The organism is Megasphaera sp. SC8-1, assembly GCF_024436295.1.
Classification (GTDB): Bacteria; Bacillota; Negativicutes; order Veillonellales; family Megasphaeraceae; genus Megasphaera; species Megasphaera elsdenii.
In genome coordinates this window covers 15,399-34,508 of record NZ_JANFQH010000027.1, presented here as the reverse complement: position 1 = coordinate 34,508, position 19,110 = coordinate 15,399, and the positions used below count along the sequence as shown (strand labels likewise).

The following is a 19,110-nucleotide window of genomic DNA, read 5'->3' as shown; positions in this document are numbered from 1 at the left end:
TGTTTTATATTGCATCAATATCTATTTTTTATCGGTTCTTTCCCGATCCGGGCTTACGGGCTGTTGTTCATGCTGGGCATCGTCTCTGCCGGTATCACGGCTTACTATATCATGAAGCACGACGGCCGGGGCTGGCACGTCCACATCTTTGATTTCACCATGTACTGCGGCCTGTCAGGCATCGTCGGCGGCCGGCTGTGGGACGTCTTCTTCTTCGACTGGCCGTACTACCACAACCACCTGGCAGAAATTCCCTACGTCTGGCAGGGCGGCATGGCCATCCAGGGCGGCCTGCTCTTCGGCGCCGTCGCCGGCATCGTGTATACCAAATACCATCACATCGACACCTGGGCCTTTGCCGACCTCCTGGCACCGGCTATCATCCTGGGCCAGTCCATCGGCCGCATGGCCAATCTCATGAACGGCGACGCCTTCGGCCATCCTACAGGCGGTGACTTCGGCATCGTCTATCCCGACACGACGCTGGCTTATCACACCTACGGCAGTCAGCCCTTGTGGCCGGCCGAAATCTGGGAAGGACAAATAGACGTCCTGGTCTTCGTCGCCCTGCTCCTCTACAGCTGCTTTCCTCACAAGAAGGGCCAGGTCTTCTGCCTGTATGTCATGCTCTACGCCGTCGAACGCTTCTTCCTGGAATTTCTCCGCGGCGACTACGTCAACCTGACATTAGGCTTGAAATCGGCTCAGATGACTAGCGTCATCGCCTTTGTCATCGCTCTGGTCATTTTCATCGTTCTACAGTTCAAGGGCCTGGAAGATAAGGGCAGAGAAGGACAGGAAAAAGCAGAGAAAAGCAGTGAAAGGCAGTGAAAGGCAGTGAAAAGCAGTTTGAGGTTTGATGTAGATGGATATAATATAAGACCAAAAAACCGGGCTCGCTGCTGCGAGTCCGGTTTTTCACTTCAAACGTCAAACTTCAAACGTCAAACTTATTTTTCATCCCGTTCCAGGGCATCTTTCAGGGTATGCCATGCCAGAACGGCGCATTTTACGCGGGCCGGCATGTTGGAGATGTTCTTCAGAGCGATGGCATCTTCCAGTTCTTCCAACTTGTCATCATCTGTGACTTCCCGTTTGATCATATCCAGGAAGAGGTCGACCAGGCGCAGGGCTTCTTTGACGGTCTTGCCCTTGATGAGGTCGATCATGATGTCCGCCGAAGCCTGGCTGATGGCACAGCCGTGGCCGGTATAGGCGGCGTCTTTGATGACGCCGTCCTGGATGTCGGCCTGGAGGGTGATGTCATCACCACAGCTGGGGTTATGGCCGTGTTCGCTGAGGTTGGCATCTTCCAGGGGATGTTTGTTTTCCTGACACTGATTGTGTTCCAAGATGATGTCGGAATACAATTCGTTCATATTTTCCATGACTTTCTATCTCCTTAGTCTTTAAAACCCATCTGCTTGCGGACGAGGGGCAGTTTTTCCAGGAAGTAATCGACTTCTTCCAGGGTATTGTAGATATAGAAGCTGGCACGGTTGGAAGCTTCTACGCCCAAATGAGCACCTAAAGGCTGAGCGCAGTGGTGGCCTGAACGGATGGCGATGCCGAAGCTGTCCAGGATGGTCGCTGCGTCATGAGGATGGACGCCGTCGATGGTGAAGGTGATGACGCCAGTCTTTTCAGCCGGATCAGTACTGCCGATGATGTGGATATGGGGAATCTTCTTCATTCCTTCCAGGCAGTGACGGGTCAATTTAGCTTCATGAGCTTCGATGTTGTCCATACCAAGGTCTTCCAAATAATCGATGGCAGCGTGCAAGGCGACGGCACCTTCGACGTTCTGGGAGCCCGCTTCAAATTTGAAAGGCAATTCGTTGAATGTCGTCGACTGTTCCTTGACGTATTCAATCATATCGCCGCCGAGGAGGAACGGTTCCATATCTTCCAAGATGGCTTTCTTACCATAGAGAACGCCCGTGCTGGCAGAGCCGCACATTTTGTGGCCGGAGAAGGCAAAGAAATCACAGTCCATGTCCTGAACGTCGGTCTTCATGTGCGGCGTCGACTGCGCACCATCGACGATGGCGATGGCTCCTACAGAATGGGCTTTAGCGACGATTTCCTTGACCGGACGCTTCATACCGAAGACGTTGCTGACAGCGGCAAAGGCGACAATTTTTGTCTTATCGTCAATCTTAGCCAGGTCTTCTTCGGTGAAGTGGCCTTCTTCATCGAGGTACATATAATCGAGTTCAGCCCCGGTCTTCTGGCAGACGCGCTGCCACGTGACCAGGTCGGAATGATGTTCCGAAATGGGAATGACGATCTTATCGCCCTTCTTCAGGCGCGGTTCTGCATAGCTGCGGGCTACGAGGTTCAGCGCTTCTGTCGTATTGCGGACGAAGATGACTTCTTCCGTCGAAGCGGCATTGATGAATTTACGGACTGCTTCGCGGGCTTCGTCGTACAATTCACCGGCTTCGATGCTGAGGACGTGGGCGCCGCGATGGGGATTGCCGTTGTGGTGTTCCAGGAGGTCTACGATGGCGTGGATGACCTGGTACGGTTTCTGCGTCGTCGCAGCATTATCAAAGTAAACGATCTGATGTCCATTATGGACTTTAGTCAAGATGGGGAAATCTTTGCGTACATTTAGCATGACAATCACCTTTCTTGCGGCAGAACTGCATCTTTTCACGGACAGCCTGGAGCGCTCTATTTTCTAAATCTTTATCACCCAAAGCATCGATGACCGGGCGGATGTTCGATTCGACGATGATCAGCTGGGCACCGCTTTCGTTGAAGCCGCGGCTCATGAGGTAGAAGAGCTTGTCTTTATCGATCTGGCCGGCACTGGAAGCGTGATTCCCGACGACGTCATCTTCTTTGCAGAGGAGGAGCGGTACGGAAATGGAATGGACCTTCGGGCTGAGCAGGATGCACGTATCCGATTCGGAGCCGACAGCCTTCTTGCCGCCGCGGAGGAAGTCGATGGTACCGCGGAAGAATTTCTTCGACGTATCGAGGAGAGCGCCTGTCGTCAGGATATCCGTATTGGTCTTGACGCCCTGCGTCGGAACCCAGTAAGAGAAGTCGACGATCTGGTCGTCATGGCCGAGGTACATGGCCTGGCTATTGAAATTACTTTCATCCTGCATGAGGTCTGTCTTGTAGTAGACAATGGCTGCTTTGCCGCCCAATTCGGCACTGACGTAGTCGATGGTGCTTTCTTTGCCGGCATCGCCATAGCGGTGTTCGACGTGGCGGACGTGTTCGCCGTTGAGCTGGACCTTGCTGATTTTGACGTGAGCGCCTTCGCCGGTCTTGACGAAGGTCAGGAAATTGACGGAACCTTCTTCGGCATCGCCGTCAAATTCCAGATAAACGGTCAAGTCGCTGTGGGCAGCCGCTTCGATTTTGAGCTGTGCCGTGAGCTGAGGCATATCGGCGCTGAGGCTGTATTTGAGATGGACCGACCCTTTCTGGTTTTCGCCGACGCTGACGGCGCAGCCGGAATTGGCCTGGTTCAGTGCTTTTTGAAGTTCTTCCGCATTGGAACCCTGGAAATCATTGAGGCCTACAATCTGGTTGCCTTCATAGAAAGCGACAGCTGCTTCGCCATCGTGACGTTCTTCCGGCGTGTAAGCCGGGAGAGCCTGGGCTTTCAAGGGATCCAATTCCAAGTGATTGACCTTCATCCAGCGGAAGGTCGGACGCGGGAGTTGGTTGTACTGGATTTTTTCTGTCTTTACTGCCATGATGTTCCTCCTCCCCTATTTCAACGAACCTTTGAGTTCGAGATTGATCAGGTTGTTCATTTCGACGGCATATTCCAGAGGCAGGGCCTTGGATACCGGTTCGACGAAGCCCCGGACGAGCATAGCCCGCGCTTCATCTTCGCTGAGGCCGCGGCTCATGAGGTAGAAGATAGCATCATCGGAAATGCGGCCGATGGAAGCTTCATGGCCGAGGTCGATATTGTCGTTCTTGACGACGATAGCCGGAATCGTATCGGACTGCGATTCTTCGTCGAGCATGAGCGATTCGCAGCTGACGTTGGCTTTGGCACCGTCAGCCGGCGGATTGATGACGACACTGCCGCGATAGATGCAGACGCCGCCGCTCTTGCTGATGGATTTGGAGTTGATGTTGCTCGTCGTATTCGGCGCATTGTGGACGACTTTCGAGCCCGTATCGAGGTACTGGCCCTTGCCGGCAAAGGTGACGCCGGTAAATTCGCAATGAGCGCCTTCGCCCTGGAGGATACTCATGGGATAGAGGCACGACGTGTGGGAGCCGAAGGAACCGGTGACCCAGTTGATAGTGCCGTTCTTGCCGACGATGGCCCGTTTGGTATTGAGGTTGTACATATTCTTGGACCAGTTTTCGATGGTCGAATAGGTCAGGGATGCATCGTCACCGATGAACAATTCAACGCAGCCCGCATGAAGGTTGGCGACATTGTATTTCGGCGCCGAACAGCCTTCGATGAAGTGGACCTTGGCTCCCTTTTCGACGATGATCATGGTATGTTCGAACTGGCCTGCGCCCGGTGCATTGAGACGGAAATAGCTCTGCAGCGGGATGGAGACGTCGACGCCGGCCGGTACATAGACGAAGGAGCCACCGGACCAGACGGCACCGTGAAGGGCGGCGAACTTGTGATCCGTCGGCGGGACGAGCTTCATGAAGTGGGCCTTGACGATGTCTTCATATTTTTCAAGGGCCGTATCGAAGTCGGTGTAGACGACGCCCTGCTGGACCAGTTCGTCCTGGATGCTGTGATAGACGACTTCCGAGTCGTACTGGGCGCCGACGCCGGCGAGGGATGTCTTTTCGGCTTCCGGGATCCCCAGGCGGTCGAAGGTATCTTTGATGTCATCCGGTACGTCGTTCCAGTCAGCTTTCATCTGAGCGTTCGGGCGGACGTAGGTGACGATGTTATCCATATCGAGTTCGCTGATATCCGGACCCCAATCAGGATAGTCCATATGGTTGAAGATGTCCAGCGATTTGAGGCGGAAATTGAGCATCCATTCCGGTTCGTGTTTCTTTTCGGAAATTTCGCGGACGATATCTTCCGTCAGGCCGGCATCGGTCTTATAGGAATAGGTGAAATCTTTCTTAAAATTATACATATTGCCGAAATCAGCAAAGGTATCGATTTTCTGACGTTCTTCTGCCAGTTTTTCTTTTTCCTGTTCGACAAGTTTTTCTTTGTTATCAGCCATAGCTGTACCTCCTACTATCCTTTGTATGCGTCGTAGCCGTTGGCTTCAATAGCCTGGATGAGCGATGCATCGCCGGTCTTGACGATCTTGCCGTCGATGAGGATATGAACGAAATCAGGTTTCAAGTGCTGTAAAATTTCACTGTGGTGGGTAATGACCAGGATAGAATTATTTTCATTGTGGTACTTCGATACCGTTTCCGATACGATGCGGACAGCATCGACGTCGAGGCCCGAGTCGATTTCGTCGAGCATGGTCAGTTTCGGTTCGAGCATGCACATCTGGAGGATTTCCGTCTTTTTCCGTTCGCCGCCGGAGAAACCATCGTTGACATAGCGTTCGGCATAGGATTTATCCATTTTCAGCTGTTCCATCTGAGCGTGGAGCTTCTTGCGGAACGGCATGATGCGCTGCTGCTGGCCCGATACGGTGCTCTTGGCGTTACGGATGAAGTTTTCAACGGAAATGCCCTGGACAGCGATGGGCTGCTGGAAGGCCATGAAGATGCCTGCTTTGGCGCGTTCGTTGACGGGAGCATCCGTAATATCCTTTCCTTCAAAGAAGATCTTGCCGGCTGTGACGACATATTTCGGGTTGCCCATGATGGCATTGAACAGCGTCGATTTGCCGGCGCCGTTGGAACCCATGATGACATGTGTTTCGCCTGTGTTGATCGTCAGGTCGAGGCCTTTGAGGATTTCTTTGCCTTCGACAGCGATATGCAAGCCTTCTACTCGTAATAATTCACTCATCAGTATCACTCCTATAAAAGTTATGCGTTTTCTTCTACCCTGTCTGCCAGGATAAAACGCAAATTTCTGTATTGATAAAGTGTACTATTTAGATACACTTACTGAACTGTTCTTAATGTACTCCATAAACGCCATAAAGTCAACCTATTTAGTAGCGTTTCTGGTTATTTTTTATCAAATTTATTATGCATCCACCGGGTCCGTGCCTTGCTATGCATCCAAATCTGCATGACACAGACGACGACAGCCGCCGCCAGCAGGCCTAAGAGACCTGCCGACGGGCCATCGACGGCAATGGCATAAAACAGATAGGCATAGACGACGATCCACAAGAAGACCTTGAGCTTCATGAGTTTCGTCAGCTTATTCACAGGCGCCGCATCCTTCACAGTTTTCTTCGGGATCGCCGAAGAGGCGGGCTTTCTGGCCGCGCATGGCCAGGACAGCCTGGATGTACATGGCACATTCGATGCGTTTCTTCTGGATCTTGCAGCTCAGTTCATACGGCGTCTGGATATTGCCACCGTACTTGATATTGTTGGCATGGCAGCCGCCGCTGCAGAAGAACTTGGCCCAGCAGTCGCAGCAGATGGGCTTGTTGAGGACGTGCATGTCGCGGAAGAGCGGCGGCAGTTCCGTATTGGTCACGCCGTCATAGACATTGCCGATGACGTAGTCGTCCTGGCCGACGAACTGATGGCACGGATAGATATCGCCGTTGGGGACGACACACATGTATTCATGACCGGCACCGCAGCCGCGCAGGCGCTTGGCGATACAGGGACCGCGGTAGAGATCCATGATGAAATGATAGTAAATGAAGGGACGGCCTTCATCCATACGCTTCAAGTAGAAATCAGCCAGGCGGTCATATTCTTCGTAAATGCGGGGCAAATCGTCGTCCGTAATGGCATAGGACAGATCGTCACCGACGACAGGTTCCATGGACAGGCCTTCAAAGCCGAGGTCGGCCATGTGTTCTACGTCTTTGGTAAAATCGAGGTTGTATTTTGTATACGTCCCGCGGACGTAATATTCTTCACCATTGCGATGCTTGGCAGCATAGACCTGATTGTCCGCACAGGTCTTATAGGAGCCGTGGCCACCGGCGTCGGGGCGCATGCGGTCGTGGACTTCCGGACGGCCGTCGAGGCTGAGGATGAGGCTGATGTGGTTATCCGTCAAATACTTGACTTTCGCCGGGTCGAGAAGCATGCCGTTCGTCGTCAGGGACAGTTTGAAGACTTTATCGTGGATCTTTTCCTGTTCCCGGATGTATTCGATGGTCTGCTTGACGACGCCGAAGTTCATCAGCGGTTCGCCGCCGAAGAAGTCGATTTCGCAGTGCTGGCGTTTACCTTCGGTGCTCTTGATGAGCAGATCGACGGCGTGTTTAGCTACGTCGAAGCTCATGAGTTCCCGCTTGTGCGTATCATAATCGCCCTGAGAAGCAAAGCAGTACTTACAGCGCAGGTTGCAGTCGTGCGCGATGTTCAGGCATAAGGACTTGATGACCGGTTCTTCTTCGGCAACGACCTTGAAGTTTTCCGTCATCGGTGCGAAGAGCATTTCCTTTTCGATGAGCCCGTCCAATTCCCCCAGGGTTTCATCTAAATCCTTTTTGTCATAAGTCCCGGCAAAAGCCTGATAGACAGCTTCTTTATTGGTACCGTCATAGACGTCGAGGACATCGTAGGTCATCTTGTCGATGACGTTGATGATGCCGCTGTTGACGTCGAGGAGCATGTAAGTGCCGTTCTGACAGTATTTATGAATCATTGGTTTAATTTCAGCCATGAATAATGTTTCCTCCATACAAAAAGAAGGGGGTGCCGCGCGAGCGACGCCCCTTTTCCTTCACGTAACTTATTTTGTGCAGATCTGATTGCCAACGGTGCAAGAAGTTTTGCAAGCGGACTGGCAGGACGTCTGACATTCGCTGCAGCCAGCGTGCTGTGCCGTCTTCTGGATCGATTCTGTGTTGATCGTAATGATGTGTTTTGCCATGATATTCACCTCTCTATCAATGATTATTCCTTATTTTACCACATTCTCAGTGATTCTACAATATGACAGGATTACAAGAGTTTGAAGCCTTCAAAGAAGAAATTCTTGCCCATGCTGATGACGATGGATCGTTCATCGAATACGTCATTGGTATCGAAGAATACGTCGAAGCCTTTCTTATAAGTGGCATAAATCGAAGTGATGCGACTTAAATAACTGCGGATTTCCTCTGCTGTCACTTCCGGTTCGCCGTCAGAACGCCATTTCTTGTTCTTGAAATTCGCAATCAGCGGCGCGTGAGCGATGACACGGGAGCGATGCGCCAAAACCCAGTTCCAAACTTCTTCGCCGTACTGCTGCGCTTCCTCTTCATGGCCTTCATCGAGGCCATCGAGAGTGAACAGGACAGGCCGGCCTTCATACATGATTTCATCCATGTAACTGCCTTTGACATATTTTAAATTCACAGAAGCACCCCCTGCAAAATCATGTGAAACATGACGAATATTTATGTCTAACAGTAATCATTGTATCGTGTTTCCGGAAGATTGTCAATAAAAAGAGCTTGCCGCATATGCGACAAGCTCTTTTTAAGTTTGAAGTTAAAAGTTTGATGTTTGATGTGGATGGTTTGAAATTTAAAGCCATCGCTTCAAACGTCATACATCAAACTTCACACATTCAAAAATTAGTCCATTTTTACGAAAGCGTCTTTGTCTGCGCCGCAGGTCGGACATACCCAATCTGCCGGGAGATCAGCGAATTTCGTGCCAGCTGCAACGCCGTTGTCTGCGTCGCCTTCAGCTTCATCATAAATATAACCGCAAATGCTGCATTCGTACTTATCCATGTTCTTTTCCTCCTGAATCAACGTATTAACGAATAATTCTTATTAATTATTTTTGACATGTTTATGATATCATATTGGGCAAAAAAAAGCAAGATTATTTTACGACTTATTTTGCCTGTCTTCCCATATTAATATCGATGATGCCCGACGAGTACGGAGCTACCTCATACTGGCCGAAGACGAAGTGGATATTGCGGCTCTTGTCGAGGTAGAAATTCTTCGGATCTTCCGTCAATCCATTGAAATATGACGACAGGACGTGGCCGCTCAAAGTCAGCTTATTCGTGATTTTCTGCAGAGTGAAATACTTTTCATCACCCGGTTTGACCAAATCCCGCCAGTTGGTGATCCGCTTGCCCGTCGCTACATCGAAGACGACGCCGGTCTTCCAGCTCGTCGGATGAGCGGCTCTGTCAAAATAGAGATAGCCTTCATCGAGGAAGGACAAATACTTGCCATCGTTCAAGGTGACGGTGTACGTCTTTTCTTCCGTCAATTTGATGCCCTTATCGCCCTGCTGGTCGAAAAAGGTTTTGGCCTGCTGCTGTTCATCGGTAAAATACTGGGCTATCAATTGGGCCGTTCCGGCGTTGTTGGTCATGGTAATGGCCGGGTACTGGATACTGAGGACGCTGCCATCGCTATGGGTATAGACGGCTTTCGGCGCATCCTGGATAAGGGCTGGCGAAGCAGCCATGGCGACGGCCCCCATGAGCCAGGCGCCACATAAAATGGTAAGGACTTTTTTCTTCATATAATCCCTCCTCTTTCATTTCTTTTTATTATACCATATTTATTGGGTCATTTTCCGCTTTTCATCGGTTCCCAGGCGGAAGAAATAATAAACATTTTCGGCAGCCTGGCGGTTCATGCCCGGCACGGCAGCCAGTTCCTCGATGGACGCCGCTTTCATGTCGCCTAAGGTCTTGAAGGCCGTCCACAAGGCCTTGCGCCGTTTGGGTCCGATGCCTTCGACGTGGTCCAGGATGGACACGAGGCTGCGCTTGCCCCGCAAATGACGGTGATAGGTAATGGCAAAGCGATGAGCTTCGTCACGGATGGCCTGCAACAGCTGCAGTTCCGGCGTGTGGTGACTGAGGATGATAGAATCGCTGCGGCCTTCGACGAAAACTTCTTCGATGCGCTTGGCCAGACTGATGACCGGCGCTTCGCAGCCGGCCTGGCGGATGACGGGCAGGGCCGCATGGAGCTGGCCTTTGCCGCCGTCGATGATGATCAGGTCCGGTACGGGCCAATCCTTTTCACCATAGCGCCGTTCCATGATTTCCGCCATGGACTTGAAGTCATCAGGCTTACCCTGGACGGTCTTCAGCTTAAAGCGGCGATACTCCTTCTTAGCCGGCTGACCATGCTCGAAGACGACCATGGAAGCGACGGTCTCGATACCCTGGGTATGGGAAATATCGAAGCACTCCATGCGTTCCGGCAGGCAGGGCAGGTTGAGGATCCGCGCCAGGCCTTCGACGGCACCGGTCGTCTTGTCCACGTCGTGCTGCCACTGCAGCCGTTTCTGTTCCAAAAGGCCGGCTGCATTTTCAGCAGCCATGTCCAGGAGTTGTTTCTTCGTCCCCCGCTGCGGGATGACGACAGTGACTTTCTTCCCCTTCTGCTGGCTCAGGCGGCGTTCGCAGCCTTCCCGGTCTTCCAGGCCTGGTACGACGATTTCTGCCGGGATGAAAGTCCCGTCACCATAATACTGGTCAACGACGGCTTCCATCAGGGACGGCACATCGTCGTCGCTGCCGTTGTCCAGGGAAAACGTTTCCCGTCCCATGAGCTTGCCCATGCGGACCGTATAAATCTGGACGCATGTCTGCCCGGCCTGACGGGCCAGGCCGATGACGTCCATATCGCCGCCAGTCGTATTGACGATGTTCTGCTGTTCCTGGATGACGGCAATGGCCTTGATCTGGTCACGGTACATGGCAGCCTTTTCAAATTCCATGGCCTCCGCAGCCTCTTCCATCTTCTGCTGCAGCGCCTGGGAAACGCCGCTGTCCCGGCCTTCGAGGATATCCAGGGCCTGGCGGACCAGGACCCCGTAATCCCCTTTGGTGATATAGTGGACGCAGGGCGCATCACAGTGATGCAAATGGTACTGCAAACATGGCCGGTCCGTCGGCATGGTCCGGCACGACCGGATGTGGTAGGCCCGCTGCATGAGCTTCAGGACGCGGTGGACGGCTGTAGAATCGGCAAAGGGGCCGAAATAGCGGGCGCCGTCGCGGCTGACGCGGCGGGTCATGAAGATGCGCGGGTAATCTTCCTGGACGGTGACCTTGATATAGGGATAGGTCTTGTCGTCGCGGAGCATGATGTTGTAGTGGGGATGGTATTTCTTGATGAGCGTATTTTCCAGGATGAGGGCTTCCATTTCCGTAGCGACGACTATCGTTTCCAAGTCCACAGCATGGCTGACCATGGCCGCTACTTTCGGCGCCCTGTTGGCATCGTGGCGGACATAGCTGGTCACGCGGTTGCGCAGATTGACGGCTTTGCCGACGTAAATGATTTTCCCCTTCTCATCTTTCCAGAGATAGACGCCGGGCTGGGTCGGCAGGTTACGGACCTTTTCCCGGACGGCTTCGCTGACAGCCATGGCTTATTCTCCCTTCTCGCCGGCCATGAGGGCCTTGGTGCGTTCCAGGACGGGCTTGAGGAATTTTCCCGTATACGAAGCTGGTACCTGGCAGATTTCTTCCGGCGTTCCCGTGGCGACGACGGTCCCGCCGCCGGCACCACCTTCGGGACCGAGGTCGATGAGATAGTCTGCCGTCTTGATGACGTCCAGATTGTGTTCGATGACGACGACGGTATCGCCGCCGTCAACGAGCATCTGCAAGACGTCCATGAGCTTGTGGATGTCCGCCGTGTGCAGGCCCGTCGTCGGTTCATCGAGGATATACAGGGTCCGGCCGGTACTGCGCTTGGACAGTTCCGTCGCCAGTTTGACCCGCTGGGCTTCACCACCGGATAAGGTCGTCGCCGGCTGGCCCAGGCGGATGTAGCCCAGGCCGACCTGCTGCAGCGTCTTCAACTTATTGACGATGCGCGGGATATTTTCAAAGAACTGGCAGGCGTCGTCAACGGTCATGTTGAGGACGTCGGAAATATTCTTGCCCTTGTATTTGACTTCCAGCGTTTCCCGGTTATAGCGGGCACCGTGGCAGACTTCGCAGGGAACGTAGACATCGGGCAGGAAATTCATTTCGATGCGGATGATGCCGTCACCCTTGCAGGCTTCACAGCGGCCGCCTTTGATATTGAAGCTGAACCGGCCGGCTTTGTAGCCGCGCACCTTGGCTTCTGCCGTCTGGCTGTAGAGCTGGCGGATGGCATCGAAGACGCCCGTATACGTGGCCGGATTGGACCGCGGCGTCCGACCAATAGGCGACTGGTCGATGTTGATGATCTTATCGATGTATTCGACGCCTTTCAAGGCCTTGAACTTGCCCGGCCGGTGCGGCGTTCCGTAAACGGCCTCAGCCATGCCCTTGTACAGGATTTCATTGACCAAGGTCGACTTACCCGACCCGGATACGCCTGTAACGACAGTCAGGGTCCCGATGGGGATGGACACGTTTATATGTTTTAAATTGTGTTCGGCTGCGCCGATGATTTCCAAAAAGTTCCCACTCCCCAGCCGCCGTACTTTCGGGACGGGAATGTACTTGGTCCCCTTCAGGTACTGGCCCGTCAGTGACTGAGAGCAAGCCATGATATCTTCGGCCGACCCTTGGGCGACGATGGTGCCGCCGTGTTCCCCTGCAGCCGGACCGATATCGACGATATAATCGGCAGCCCGCATGGTATCTTCGTCGTGTTCGACGACGATGAGTGTATTGCCCAAGTCGCGCAGGCGCTTGAGGGCTTCCAGGAGCTTGTCGTTATCCCGCTGATGCAGGCCGATAGACGGTTCGTCCAGGATGTAGAGGACGCCGACCAGGCCCGAACCGATCTGGGTCGCCAGGCGGATTCGCTGGGCTTCGCCGCCAGACAGGGTCCCGGCCGTCCGCGACAGAGTGAGATAATCGAGGCCGACGGTCTGCAGGAAATTCAGGCGGGCCTTGATTTCCTTGAAAATCTGTTTGCCAATGAGCTGCTGCTTTTCCGTCAATTTCAAGCTATCGAAGAAGGGAATCATATCGCTGACAGGCAAATCCGTCAATTCAGCGATGTTCAAGCCGCCTATCTTGATGGCCAGCGCTTCGTGGCGCAGGCGCGTGCCATGGCAGGTCGAACAGGGCTTGACGGTCATGAATTGTCCGAACTGGTCGCGCATCATATCCGATGAAGCCTCGCGGTAGCGGCGGCGGACCATGGGCAGGACGCCTTCAAAAGTCGTCGAGAACTGCTTTACCTGGCCGCGCAGGTTCTCATATTCAAAGACGCACAGGTCGTCAGAACCGTCCATGAGTTTTTCCTGCAGTTCTTCCGGCAAGTCGTCGTAACAATTATCCAGAGTAAAGCCATAAGGCCGCAGGAGACCGCCGAGCTGGCGCATGAACCACGAATCGGGATTACTGCTGAGAGCCGCTACAGCGCCGTCGGCAAAGGATTTCTTGCGGTCCGGCAAAACGAGGCGGGCATCGACTTCCATGGTACTGCCGATACCGGAGCAGGCCGGGCAGGCCCCGAAGGGACTGTTGAAAGAAAAGAGATGCGGTTCGATTTCCGGCAGGCTGACGTGGCAGTCCGGGCAGGCGAAATGCTGACTGAAAGTCAGGACTTCTTTCGTAGCCATGCGGAAAATATGGACGATGCCATCGGCCAGTTTAGCCGCCGTTTCCAAAGAATCAGTCAGGCGCGTCAAGATGCTGTCCTTGATGACCAGGCGGTCGATGATGACGTCGATGGTATGCTTCTTGTTCTTATCCAAGGGAATATCGTCGGACAAGAGATAGACTTCGCCGTCGACGCGGACGCGGACATAGCCGTCCTTGACCAATTTGGCCAGGAGTTTCTGATGGGTCCCCTTGCGGCCGTCGACGACAGGGGCCATGACCATGACCTTTTCGCCTTCGCCGAGGGCCATGACAGCATCGGCCATCTGCTCGATAGTCTGCTGGCGGATGGGCTTGCCGCATTTCGGGCAATACGCTTCGCCGACGCGGGCATAGAGCAGGCGCAGGTAATCGTAGATTTCCGTAACCGTCCCGACGGTCGACCGGGGATTGCGGCTCGTCGTCTTCTGGTCGATGGAAATAGCCGGCGACAGGCCTTCGATGTAATCGACATCAGGCTTATCCATCTGTCCCAGGAACTGCCGGGCATAGGCCGACAGAGATTCGACATAGCGGCGCTGGCCTTCGGCATAAATCGTATCAAAAGCCAGGGACGACTTGCCCGAACCGGACAGGCCCGTAAAGACGACGAGCTTGTCCCGGGGAATCTTGACATCGATGTTCTTTAAATTGTGCTGACGCGCACCTTTAATGACAATATATTTATCTTCCATGATGCTCCTATACTCAATATTATATAAAACATGTCGGACTCAGCGGGTCGCCCACACGGCGACCCCTACAACGGAAATGTTCAAAAATTTAATCCATCACGGTAAACGATGAACGACCCACGACAAACGATAGGATAAAAGGGATGGCGTATGCCGACAAAAACCTTTGCATGACTATTTTCTTTTCGCATCCGGCCGCTTGATCTTGCGGCGATAGCGGCGCTTGGGCATGTCGGCCCCCTGCATGTCTTTGGGCAGGGTGTCGTCGTGGCTCATGTCGGCCAGCTGCTGGCGCAGTTCCCCTAAGCGGTCGCGCAGTTCCGCCGCTTTTTCAAATTCCAGATTCTTCGACGCTTCCTTCATCTGCAAGGTCATGGTCTTGATGACCTTATTCAGGGCTTCGCGGGTCATCTTGCCGCCTTTCTTCCCTTTCTGGCTGCCATAGGCCGCTTCATCTTCAGCGACTTTCGTCAGTTCGATGAGGTCGACGACGTCTTTTTTGACCGACTTCGGCGTAATATGATGTTTTTTATTATAAGCATCCTGGATTTCCCGGCGGCGCTGGGTTTCTTCCATAGCCTTGGCCATGGAATCGGTGATCTTGTCGGCATACATGATGACCGTGCCGTTGACGTTCCGCGCTGCCCGGCCCATGGTCTGAATGAGCGACGTTTCCGACCGCAGGAAGCCTTCCTTATCGGCATCGAGGATGGCTACCAGCGAGACTTCCGGCATATCCAGGCCTTCGCGCAGGAGGTTGATGCCGACCAGGACGTCGAAGACGCCGGCCCGCAGGTCGCGGATGATGTCGGCCCGTTCGATGGTAGCGATATCCGAATGGAGATAGCGCACGCGGACGCCCATTTCTTTCAGGTAGTCCGTCAAATCTTCGGCCATCTTCTTGGTCAGCGTCGTCACCAGGACGCGTTCGTCCTTTTCCGTACGCTGGCGGATTTCCCCCAACAGGTCATCCATCTGGCCGGCAATGGGACGGACTTCCACGTTCGGGTCCAACAGGCCCGTCGGCCTGATGATCTGCTGGGCCAGATTGGTCTGGACTTCCATTTCATAGGGCCCTGGCGTAGCGCTGACGTAGACGATCTGATTGATGCGTTCGACAAATTCTTCAAATTTCAAAGGCCGGTTGTCCAAGGCCGACGGCAGGCGGAAACCGTATTCGATGAGGTTTTCTTTGCGCGACCGGTCGCCGGCATACATGGCCCGCAGCTGGGGCAGGGTGACGTGCGATTCGTCGACGAGGATGAGGAAATCATCGGGGAAATAATCGAGAAGCGTATACGGCGCCTGACCGGGATTGCGGCCGGCCAGATGACGCGAATAGTTTTCGATGCCTGAGCAATAGCCCATTTCTTCCATCATTTCCATATCGTAGCGCGTGCGCTGTTCCAACCGTTGGGCTTCCAGCAAGTGGCCCCCGTCTTTCAGCACTTTCAGCCGTTCGTCCAGTTCCTGGCGGATCGTCCCCAAGGCCCGTTCCATCTTGTCCTTGGTCGTGACATAATGGCTGGCCGGATAGATGGCGACGTGCTTGCGTTCAGCAATGACTTCGCCTGTCAGGACATCGACTTCGGTCAGGCGGTCGATTTCGTCGCCGAACATTTCGATGCGGATGACGGAGTTGTCGAAAGCCGCCGGAAAGACTTCGATCGTATCGCCGTGGACGCGGAAAGTCCCGCGTTCGAGGTTCATGTCGCTGCGGCTGTACTGGATATCGACGAGCTTATGCAAGATTTCTTCCTGCGATTTTTCCTGCCCCAGGCGCAGGGATACGACGAGTTCGCTGTAATCTTCCGGGTCACCTAAGCCATAGGTGCAGGAAACGGAAGCGACGATGATGACATCGCGCCGTTCAAAGAGACTCATCGTCGCCGAGTGGCGCAATTTATCGATTTCATCGTTGATGGACGCATCTTTCTCGATATACGTATCCGTCGAGGCAATATAGGCTTCAGGCTGATAGAAGTCATAATAGCTGACAAAGTAGCCGACTTCATTATCGGGAAAGAAGGATTTAAATTCGCTGCACAACTGGGCTGCCAAGGTCTTGTTGTGAGCGATGACCAAGGTCGGTTTCTGGACGGCTTCGATGAGCTTGGCCATGGTGAAAGTCTTCCCGGTACCGGTAGCCCCGACGAGGACCTGGGCCCACTGGCCGGAACGGACGCCTTCCGCCAGGGAGGCGATGGCCTCGGGCTGATCGCCCATCGGTTCATACGGGGCGACGACGTGAAAGGGATGAGACGTATCGTAATCTTTATTGTAATGGGACATATCCATAAGTGTTACCTCTTTTTAGGGCCCTTCTTCCAGTTCCTATAGAGAGACCAGGGCCAGAGAACCGTAACCAGGACGGTAAAGGCAAAACCTGCGTCCGACCAGTTGCGGGTAAACAAGACGAAATACGACCAGGCCAGGGCGGCAAAGCCGACGAGGTACAAGACCCAGGTACGGGTATCGAGTCCGTGGACAGGTCCCTTCTTCTTTTTAGGCTGTGCCGCTGCCGTCGTCCCTTCCGGAACAGCCGCAGTATGGCTGGCTTTTTTGCGCCGATTTTTGCGTGACATAGTAGTCCTCCTTATTTGTTGACGATTTTTCCGATATTCTTCAATTCAATGGACAAGGTCCCGTCGGGATTATTGATGAACTGGATGAAATCGGTATTTTCGATGTATTCTGAGGGAAAGGTAATTTCAATGCCCGTATCGGTCTTGATTTTATGGCTGCGGCCGGCTTTCTGGGCATATTCCTTTTCGATGGCCACGGCCTCGGGCAGTTTGGCTTCTTTGATTTGCTCTTCAAATTCCCGCTGCAGCACTGGCGAATCGCCGAAGACATCGCTGCCCAGGTCCTGGGGTGAAAAAGAATCGGCTGTTTCAGCATTTTCTACGAGATAGGTCTTGGCCTTCGACAAGGCTTCAACCGTACTGGCTCCGTGTTCTTCAGCCACTTTCTCGGCAATCTTGCTGACGACTTTCACGGCTTCCTTGCTGGAAATGACCGACGTACACTGCAAGAGCTTGTCCGGCAGGAGATAGACGTCTTCGCCATCCATTTTCCGCTTCTTGTCGACGAAATGGATGGAAAAATCACTCAGCCTGATGAGGGCATAGGCATCGGCTTTCTGCGCCGTCCCGGGCAAGATGGCGTAATGCTTGATGAGCTTGTTGTATACCGTCCCTTCGTCGTCGAGGATCTGATGGGTATAGGCCGTCTTGTTTTCCAGCATGAGGATGCCTACGTTGCGGACATCGTCGTCATCCTGGAAATCAATGACCAGGAGGTCCGTCGATTCCGGTTCGTCGCAGTGAGCCAGGAGCTGATAGAGTTCACGGGCCGTCTGGGATGCCAGGTCGTCGAAGGTCATCGTCCCGTCGGCCAGAGCCTGCAGCTTCATCTGAAAGGCACTGGTCGCATAGAAGACGCCTGTCTTCTGGGCGGCATCGCCGATGATGCGGTTCAGCCGTTTGCTGACGTATTCGTAGACGACATCGCTGCTGAAATCGAGGTCTTTCTGGGATACCACGCAGACATTAGTGTTGAAATCAAAAATATGGAGTACTGCTTTATTGATCATCATAATGAGTATTCATCCTTTACGCTTGTTTTCGTAATTCAAAGACACTGGCTTCTCGCGAACAGAGGACGCGGAAAGGCAGCCAGTGGCCCGTACCGCGGTTGACATAGCCCTTGCAATCGCCTTTCTGGAACAGGCCGCGGAGGTATTTGAAGCCCAAGGCCGAAACCAGCGGCGCAATGGGCGCGAATTGGGCACCGTGCGTATGGCCGCATAAGGTCAAGGGGATATGGTGGGCAAAGCCCTCGTCGATAAAGGCCGAATGGTGGGCCAGCAGGACGACGAAGGCGTCTTCCGGCACTTTGGCCAGGGTTTCCCGGACGTACTGTTCCCGTTCTTTGGCAAAGGCCTCGTCGCCTTTGGCAAAACTATAATCAGCAGCCGCAATATAAAAAGACCGGCCGTCGCGGCCATTACGCCCTTTCAAGCCCTGACCGCAGCCACGGCTGGCCTGAAAAGAGGAATTGCGCAGTACCCGCACCGGCGTCGCTTCGAGCATGGCCGTGATGGCATTGAAATCGCGGTAATACTCATGGTTGCCGTAACAAAAGTCGATGCCGTCGGGAAAGCGATGGGCATTGGCTTCAAGGATGGCCCTGGCTTTCGGCAAAAGGGCCAATTCATCAATGAAGTCGCCTGTGATTTCTAAACGGTTCACGCCCTGGGCAGCTACGGCATCCAAAGCTTCCTGCAGCCTCCGGGGACTGAAGAAGAGCCCCATGTGCAGGTCTGACAGCTGACCGATTTTATAGCCGTCGAGATAATCTGGCAGATTTTTGTATTTCAAGACGTGATACGTCGTGTCTAAATCGCGTTCGCCTAAGAGATTGCCGGCCCCGCTGGTAGCCAGAGCCGCTGCCGGGACCAGGGCGGCCAAGCCTTTGAGGAAAGCCCGCCGTGTCACGCCGGACGCCCGCCGCTGCCGCCGTCGCCGGCGGCGCCTGGGACGACAGAAGAATCGGGCTATGGCGACGACGACCAGGCAGGGAAAAGCCAGGAGACAGGCCAACAGCCAAATCAGGCCGGCCATGGCCTTGCGGTCGTATAAGCCATCCCAGCCAGAAGCGACGAGGCCGGGAAAGAGGTCTTCATAGTGATAGAGGCCGAAGGCCGACAAGACAGCCAGCAGCAAGGCCACCAGGAGCAGCAGCCAGCGATGGCCCGTTCGGACGACATAATCCCATAACAGGGCCGAGACGACGCAGATACAGGACGTAATGACCATGAAATTA

18 protein-coding genes are annotated in these 19,110 nt (G+C 53.8%); 1 reads left to right on the top strand and 17 read right to left on the bottom strand.

The features are described 5' to 3' along the window. Positions 1-9: 9 nt before the first annotated feature. The gene (gene lgt / locus NOS26_RS08395; protein WP_072981701.1) at positions 10-831 is read left to right on the top strand and encodes a prolipoprotein diacylglyceryl transferase; all 822 of its coding nucleotides are present in this window, start codon (positions 10-12) and stop codon (positions 829-831) included. Positions 832-950: 119 nt separating this feature from the next. On the opposite strand, the gene sufU is transcribed toward lgt, so the two are convergent. From sufU to NOS26_RS08310, 17 genes are all read right to left on the bottom strand, one after another. Continuing rightward, a complete protein-coding gene (sufU, locus tag NOS26_RS08390) occupies positions 951-1,388 on the bottom strand; it encodes a Fe-S cluster assembly sulfur transfer protein SufU (RefSeq protein WP_022498193.1) in 438 nt (145 codons plus the stop codon). Positions 1,389-1,402: 14 nt separating this feature from the next. Continuing rightward, entirely contained in the window at positions 1,403-2,623 is a 1,221-nt protein-coding gene (locus NOS26_RS08385) for an aminotransferase class V-fold PLP-dependent enzyme (RefSeq protein WP_072981703.1), read from the bottom strand. Beyond that, positions 2,586-3,722 carry a SufD family Fe-S cluster assembly protein gene (locus NOS26_RS08380; protein ID WP_072981705.1) on the bottom strand — a complete coding sequence of 379 codons (1,137 nt, stop codon included), beginning with the start codon at positions 3,720-3,722 and terminating at the stop codon, positions 2,586-2,588. The genes NOS26_RS08385 and NOS26_RS08380 overlap by 38 nt, the downstream gene beginning before the upstream one ends. Before the next feature lie 15 nt (positions 3,723-3,737). After that, positions 3,738-5,195, bottom strand: a complete 1,458-nt coding sequence (sufB, locus tag NOS26_RS08375) for a Fe-S cluster assembly protein SufB (protein WP_014017072.1) — start codon at positions 5,193-5,195, stop codon at positions 3,738-3,740. 14 nt (positions 5,196-5,209) lie between these two features. Further along, entirely contained in the window at positions 5,210-5,947 is a 738-nt protein-coding gene (gene sufC, locus NOS26_RS08370) for a Fe-S cluster assembly ATPase SufC (RefSeq protein WP_014017073.1), read from the bottom strand. 164 nt (positions 5,948-6,111) lie between these two features. Then, positions 6,112-6,318 carry a hypothetical protein gene (locus tag NOS26_RS08365; protein ID WP_014017074.1) on the bottom strand — a complete coding sequence of 69 codons (207 nt, stop codon included), beginning with the start codon at positions 6,316-6,318 and terminating at the stop codon, positions 6,112-6,114. After that, positions 6,311-7,744, bottom strand: coding sequence for a thioether cross-link-forming SCIFF peptide maturase (gene scfB / locus NOS26_RS08360; protein WP_022498195.1), 1,434 nt, complete (start codon positions 7,742-7,744; stop codon positions 6,311-6,313). Before scfB ends, NOS26_RS08365 begins: the two co-directional genes overlap by 8 nt. A gap of 69 nt (positions 7,745-7,813) precedes the next feature. After that, on the bottom strand, positions 7,814-7,954 hold the full coding sequence (scfA, locus tag NOS26_RS08355; RefSeq protein ID WP_014017076.1) for a six-cysteine ranthipeptide SCIFF: 141 nt from the start codon (positions 7,952-7,954) through the stop codon (positions 7,814-7,816). A gap of 71 nt (positions 7,955-8,025) precedes the next feature. Next, the gene (locus tag NOS26_RS08350) at positions 8,026-8,421 is read right to left on the bottom strand and encodes a hypothetical protein (protein WP_014017077.1); all 396 of its coding nucleotides are present in this window, start codon (positions 8,419-8,421) and stop codon (positions 8,026-8,028) included. A gap of 221 nt (positions 8,422-8,642) precedes the next feature. Further along, complete coding sequence (locus NOS26_RS08345; protein WP_014017078.1) at positions 8,643-8,804, bottom strand: rubredoxin; 162 nt, start codon at positions 8,802-8,804, stop codon at positions 8,643-8,645. A 106-nt stretch (positions 8,805-8,910) separates the two neighbouring features. Further along, complete coding sequence (locus tag NOS26_RS08340; protein WP_027895704.1) at positions 8,911-9,558, bottom strand: RsiV family protein; 648 nt, start codon at positions 9,556-9,558, stop codon at positions 8,911-8,913. Positions 9,559-9,597: 39 nt separating this feature from the next. Then, on the bottom strand, positions 9,598-11,424 hold the full coding sequence (uvrC, locus tag NOS26_RS08335; protein ID WP_095340500.1) for an excinuclease ABC subunit UvrC: 1,827 nt from the start codon (positions 11,422-11,424) through the stop codon (positions 9,598-9,600). Between the two features lie 3 nt (positions 11,425-11,427). After that, positions 11,428-14,283, bottom strand: coding sequence for an excinuclease ABC subunit UvrA (uvrA, locus tag NOS26_RS08330; protein ID WP_027895702.1), 2,856 nt, complete (start codon positions 14,281-14,283; stop codon positions 11,428-11,430). Between the two features lie 174 nt (positions 14,284-14,457). Next, positions 14,458-16,575 carry an excinuclease ABC subunit UvrB gene (uvrB, locus tag NOS26_RS08325; protein ID WP_255917579.1) on the bottom strand — a complete coding sequence of 706 codons (2,118 nt, stop codon included), beginning with the start codon at positions 16,573-16,575 and terminating at the stop codon, positions 14,458-14,460. Between the two features lie 11 nt (positions 16,576-16,586). After that, positions 16,587-16,868 carry a hypothetical protein gene (locus NOS26_RS08320; RefSeq protein WP_014017083.1) on the bottom strand — a complete coding sequence of 94 codons (282 nt, stop codon included), beginning with the start codon at positions 16,866-16,868 and terminating at the stop codon, positions 16,587-16,589. Between the two features lie 11 nt (positions 16,869-16,879). Beyond that, on the bottom strand, positions 16,880-17,881 hold the full coding sequence (locus NOS26_RS08315; protein WP_014017084.1) for a nucleoid-associated protein: 1,002 nt from the start codon (positions 17,879-17,881) through the stop codon (positions 16,880-16,882). Positions 17,882-17,897: 16 nt separating this feature from the next. Then, positions 17,898-19,103 carry a metallophosphoesterase gene (locus NOS26_RS08310; protein WP_255917561.1) on the bottom strand — a complete coding sequence of 402 codons (1,206 nt, stop codon included), beginning with the start codon at positions 19,101-19,103 and terminating at the stop codon, positions 17,898-17,900. Between the last annotated feature and the right edge of the window lie 7 nt (positions 19,104-19,110).

Excerpts from the sequence above, each read along its gene's own strand:
- sufU (WP_022498193.1), bottom strand. The coding sequence starts at position 1,388 with ATGGAAAATATGAACGAATTGTATTCCGACATCATCTTGGAACACAAT.
- NOS26_RS08385 (WP_072981703.1), bottom strand. The coding sequence starts at position 2,623 with ATGCTAAATGTACGCAAAGATTTCCCCATCTTGACTAAAGTCCATAAT.
- NOS26_RS08380 (WP_072981705.1), bottom strand. The coding sequence starts at position 3,722 with ATGGCAGTAAAGACAGAAAAAATCCAGTACAACCAACTCCCGCGTCCG.
- sufB (WP_014017072.1), bottom strand. The coding sequence starts at position 5,195 with ATGGCTGATAACAAAGAAAAACTTGTCGAACAGGAAAAAGAAAAACTG.
- sufC (WP_014017073.1), bottom strand. The coding sequence starts at position 5,947 with ATGAGTGAATTATTACGAGTAGAAGGCTTGCATATCGCTGTCGAAGGC.
- scfB (WP_022498195.1), bottom strand. The coding sequence starts at position 7,744 with ATGGCTGAAATTAAACCAATGATTCATAAATACTGTCAGAACGGCACT.
- scfA (WP_014017076.1), bottom strand. The coding sequence starts at position 7,954 with ATGGCAAAACACATCATTACGATCAACACAGAATCGATCCAGAAGACG.
- NOS26_RS08345 (WP_014017078.1), bottom strand. The coding sequence starts at position 8,804 with ATGGATAAGTACGAATGCAGCATTTGCGGTTATATTTATGATGAAGCT.
- NOS26_RS08340 (WP_027895704.1), bottom strand. The coding sequence starts at position 9,558 with ATGAAGAAAAAAGTCCTTACCATTTTATGTGGCGCCTGGCTCATGGGG.
- uvrC (WP_095340500.1), bottom strand. The coding sequence starts at position 11,424 with ATGGCTGTCAGCGAAGCCGTCCGGGAAAAGGTCCGTAACCTGCCGACC.
- uvrA (WP_027895702.1), bottom strand. The coding sequence starts at position 14,283 with ATGGAAGATAAATATATTGTCATTAAAGGTGCGCGTCAGCACAATTTA.
- uvrB (WP_255917579.1), bottom strand. The coding sequence starts at position 16,575 with ATGTCCCATTACAATAAAGATTACGATACGTCTCATCCCTTTCACGTC.
- NOS26_RS08320 (WP_014017083.1), bottom strand. The coding sequence starts at position 16,868 with ATGTCACGCAAAAATCGGCGCAAAAAAGCCAGCCATACTGCGGCTGTT.
- NOS26_RS08315 (WP_014017084.1), bottom strand. The coding sequence starts at position 17,881 with ATGATGATCAATAAAGCAGTACTCCATATTTTTGATTTCAACACTAAT.
- NOS26_RS08310 (WP_255917561.1), bottom strand. The coding sequence starts at position 19,103 with ATGGTCATTACGTCCTGTATCTGCGTCGTCTCGGCCCTGTTATGGGAT.